General features: G+C 64.2%; 5 protein-coding genes. 2 read left to right on the forward strand and 3 right to left on the reverse strand.

The features are described from left to right. Both VJ811_RS06710 and VJ811_RS06715 read right to left on the reverse strand, forming a co-directional pair. On the reverse strand, positions 1-1,190 hold a 1,190-nt coding region (locus tag VJ811_RS06710; RefSeq protein ID WP_324071484.1), incomplete at its 3' end, for a DUF1343 domain-containing protein. Continuing rightward, positions 1,187-1,735: a DOMON-like domain-containing protein gene (locus VJ811_RS06715; RefSeq protein WP_324071485.1), complete on the reverse strand. Its 549-nt coding sequence runs from the start codon at positions 1,733-1,735 to the stop codon at positions 1,187-1,189. The genes VJ811_RS06710 and VJ811_RS06715, both read right to left, overlap by 4 nt. Before the next feature lie 41 nt (positions 1,736-1,776). Between VJ811_RS06715 and tyrS the strand changes: the two genes are divergently transcribed. Next, positions 1,777-3,003, forward strand: coding sequence for a tyrosine--tRNA ligase (gene tyrS / locus VJ811_RS06720; RefSeq protein ID WP_324071486.1), 1,227 nt, complete (start codon positions 1,777-1,779; stop codon positions 3,001-3,003). 74 nt (positions 3,004-3,077) lie between these two features. Next, on the forward strand, positions 3,078-3,419 hold the full coding sequence (locus VJ811_RS06725; protein WP_037516333.1) for a PilZ domain-containing protein: 342 nt from the start codon (positions 3,078-3,080) through the stop codon (positions 3,417-3,419). A gap of 129 nt (positions 3,420-3,548) precedes the next feature. Here VJ811_RS06725 and VJ811_RS06730 read toward each other — a convergent pair. Then, positions 3,549-4,306 (reverse strand): helicase-related protein (locus VJ811_RS06730; protein ID WP_324071488.1); only part of this gene is annotated, 758 nt, incomplete at its 5' end.

A 4,306-nucleotide genomic window follows, 5' to 3' on the forward strand; every position in this document is an offset into this window, starting at 1 on the left:
TCGGCGATTTCTCCCCGCCACGCCGCCTCGTCGGGCAGCGCCAGCGCGTCGAGGTCGCCCGCAACCGCACCCACATCGTCGACCCACTCGCGCAGGCCCGGCCCGCCGTTGATCACGTCGATCGCGAGCACATCGTCGGTATATTCATATTTGAAATCCTTGCCGCGCCAGATCGGATAGTCCGGGTAGAGGCTGCGGATCGCCTTGAAGCCCAGCGCCTGCACGCGCCACGGCTGGAACGCCGCATCATCGTACCATGGCCCGTCGGCATGGATATGCACGCCGCTGTTAAGCTGCCCGACATGCTTGTGAAAGGTCGGCTGAAACCAGATATCGCGCAGTCTGCACCCGTCCAGCCATTGCGGCGCGAGACGCTGCATTTCGGCGATCACCGCCTTGGCATCGATATCGGGCGCGCCGAACAATTCGAGTGGGCGGGTGGTTCCCCGGCCCTCGCTCAGCGTCGCGCCCTCGACCATCACGGTTCCGGCATAGGCGCGCGCCATGTTGATGTTCGCGGCGTTCGGGCTGGGGTTGATCCAGACGCGATCCATGGGCCAGCCGAAGCCCGGGCCTTTCGGATCCCACCCCTCCATTTCGATCACGCGATAATCGACGTCGAGCCCGAAGTGGCGGATGAACCAATGCCCAATCTCGCCCATCGTGAGGCCATGGCGCATCACCATCGGCCCCGCCCCGACGAAGCTCTCCCAGCCGGGCAGAAGCCGCGTGCCCTCGACGGGGCGCCCCGCGGGGTTCGGCCGGTCGAGCACCCACACCGCCTTGCCATGCTCGGCCGCGGCTTCGAGGATGTAGAGCAAAGTCGTGACATAGGTGTAGATGCGGCAACCGAGATCCTGCAGGTCGACCAGCATCACATCGAACGTGTGCATCGACTGGCCCGACGGACGGCGGACTTCGCCATAGAGGCTGAACACCGGCATGCCATAGGTCGGATCGGTGAAGTCGGGCGACTCCATCATATTGTCCTGAAGGTCACCGCGAACGCCATGCTGCGGCCCGAACACCGCGGTGATATCGACCCCTGCCGCAACGAGTGCGTCGAGGCTGTGCGTCAGGTCGGCGGTGACCGAGGCGGGGTGCGCGAGCAGCGCGACGCGCTGGCCTTCAAGCGGTTTGCGAAGCGCCGGATCGGCTAGCAGGCGGTCGATACCGAAGTGAACAGTCATGCCGCGTCGGGTGCCCCAAGCGTGAGCGCAAAGCAATCGGGATGATGGAAGTCGGGCTTGCCTGGCGGATGCGCGAGCGCCCAATAGCTTTTGGTGCCGTCGAGCTCCTCGATCACGGCGGACAGCGCGAGCTTCGCTCCATTATCGGGAAAAATGCCGGGCTCGACCCGCAGCGCATAGCTTTGATCGCCCTTCTCCGCTGCCATTTCCCATGGCGCGAGATCGTCGGTGCGCAACAGCGAGCGATAGTCGTCGAACTGGTAACAGGCCCAGCGGCCGTCGGGCGAATAGTTGAACTCGGTATAGTCGGGCTCGCCTTCCTCGGTCAGGAACGCTTCGAAGCAGGTGCTTTCCCAGAGGCCATCGGTCGCGCTGTCGGCGATGACGAGTTCGCCCTGTCCATCGGGCAGCACCAGCGCGGCGATCGCCCCGTCGACGATGAAACGCAGCGCAAAGCCGTCCTCGAACGACAGCGACACCTCGACCGCGACCGCGCGCACGGCCTTGCCCGGCGTGCCCGGATGACAGATCAGCTCTTTGCGCATGCTATCCAAATATCAAACCCCATGCTAAGCGCCCGCCCGCTATGACGAACTATAAATCCGACCTGCTGCGCCTGCTCGACGAGCGAGGCTATATCCATCAGACGACCGACGCGGAAGGGCTCGATGCACTTGCCGCGAAACAGGTCGTCCCGGGATATATCGGCTTCGACGCGACCGCGCCCAGCCTGCACGTCGGCAGCCTCGTCCAGATCATGATGCTGCGCCGGCTGCAACAGACGGGGCACAAGCCCGTCGTGCTGATGGGCGGCGGGACGACACGGATCGGCGACCCGACGGGCCGCGACGAAAGCCGCAAGATGCTGTCGGACGAGGTGATCGCGGCGAATATCGCTTCGATCTTCAGCATCTTTCAGCAATATCTGACTTTCGGCGACGGCCCCACCGATGCGGTGATGGTGAACAACCACGACTGGCTGGGCCAGCTCGGTTATATCGAGCTGCTGCAGGAAGTCGGCACGCACTTCACGATCAACCGCATGATGACCTTCGATTCGGTCAAGCTGCGGCTCGAGCGCGAACAGCCGATGACCTTCCTCGAATTCAACTACATGATCCTTCAGGGGTACGACTTCCGCCACCTGTCGAAGGACATGAATGTCCGTCTGCAAATGGGCGGGTCCGACCAGTGGGGCAATATCGTCAACGGGATGGAGCTGGGCCGCCGGATGGACGGTGCCGACCTATATGGCCTGACGACTCCGCTGCTGACCACCGCTGCGGGGGCCAAAATGGGCAAAACCGCCGCCGGCGCGGTCTGGCTTAATCCCGAACAGCTGTCCCATTTTGACTATTGGCAATATTGGCGCAACTGCGACGACCGCGACGTCGGCAAATTCCTGAAGCTGTTCACCGACCTGCCGCTGGACGAGATCGCGCGGCTCGAAGCACTCGTAGGCGCGGAGATCAACGAAGCGAAGAAAATTCTCGCCAACGAAGCGACCGCGATGTGCCGCGGCGCGGACGCCGCAAAGACCGCCGCCGAGACTGCGACGCAAACCTTTGAAAAGGGACAGATCGGTGGCGACCTTCCGCAAGCCGTCGCGCCTGCGGAAGGGATCAGCGTCGTCGACGCGCTGCGCGAACTCGGCTTCGCAGGCTCGAACAAAGAAGCACGCCGCAAGCTCGACGAGGGCGCGGTGAAGGTCGATGGCGTCGTCGTTCGCGACCCGCAACACCTGATCATGCCCGGCGCGGCCCCCGTTCCGCTGAGCCTCGGGTCAAAAAAACATGGCCTTGTGACCCGCTAGGGCGCAGGGAAGCGTTTACGACTTCTTCAGCAATCGGATGGATCGTCATGGCCAAATCAACAAGGTCCACGAATATGCGCAAGATTGACACGAGCAAGGCCCATTATGTCGGCCTCGACCAGCGGATCGCTCCGCGTAGCGACGTCTATTGCCGCCTGCCCTTTGTCATGCCCGACGGACGGCAGGAAATGTGCACCTGCGTCAACATCAGCGCCGACGGTATGTTGATGCGCTTCGAACGCGGGCTGGAGATCGGCGATCTTGTCGTGCTCCGCATGCCGATCATCGGCCGCACCTCGGCGAAAGTCGTCTGGTCGCTCGCCGGCAAGACGGGTTTGCAGTTCGAAAAATCGATTTCGGTCGAAGATTATCTGCCGATGATCCGCGCCATGGGCGCACGCGGGGATGTGAACTAAGCCAATATTTTAGGTTCCCCCTCCCGCCTGCGGGAGGGGCAGTGAGAGTTGCGAGCTTGCTCGCTACTCGCAGCGGGGTGGGCATGCCGCACCGTCGCTGGCCCACCCCCAAAGCGGGAGGGGAGTTACTCAACCACTCCGCAGCAGCGGCACCGCCGCGTCGCGCTCGAACAGATAGAGGCAGAGACGCACCGCTTCCGCGCGGGCGCCGTCCATCCCCCCATCACGCTCGACGAACAGCCGCGCATCGTCATGCGCGACCGGCAGCAGCCGGACGAGTTGTTCGGGGGTAGCAAGCCGGTAATCGGCGTCGCCCGACTGCTTGAGCCCGAGCAGTTCGCCCCCGCCGCGCAGCTCGAGATCCTTTTCGGCGATCACGAAACCGTCGTTCGTCTCGCGCATCAGCGCGAGCCGCTCGCGCGCAGTTTCGGAGAGATTCTGCGAGCGCAGCAGCAGACATACCGACTTCGCGGTGCCGCGCCCGACGCGGCCGCGCAGCTGGTGGAGCTGCGCGAGCCCGAAATTCTCGGCGTGCTCGACGATCATCAGGCTGGCGGCGGGGACATCGACTCCGACCTCGATCACCGTCGTCGCGACCAGGACGCCGATTTCGCCCGCCTGGAACCGCCCCATGACGTCGTCCTTTTCCGGTCCTTTCATCCGCCCGTGGACCAGCCCGACGCGATTTGCGCCAAGCCGTTCGCGCAGCAACGCCGCGCGTTCCTCCGCCGCGGCGAGCTCGCTGGCCTCACTCTCGGCGACTAACGGGCACACCCAGTAAGCCTGCGCCCCGCTCGCGAGATGGCGCTCCAACCCGCCGACCACCTCGTCGAGCCGGTCGACCGAGACGACCCGCGTATCGACCGGCGTGCGCCCCGGCGGCATCT

Source organism: Sphingopyxis sp. (assembly GCF_035250425.1).
In the GTDB taxonomy this organism is placed as follows: Bacteria; Pseudomonadota; Alphaproteobacteria; order Sphingomonadales; family Sphingomonadaceae; genus Sphingopyxis.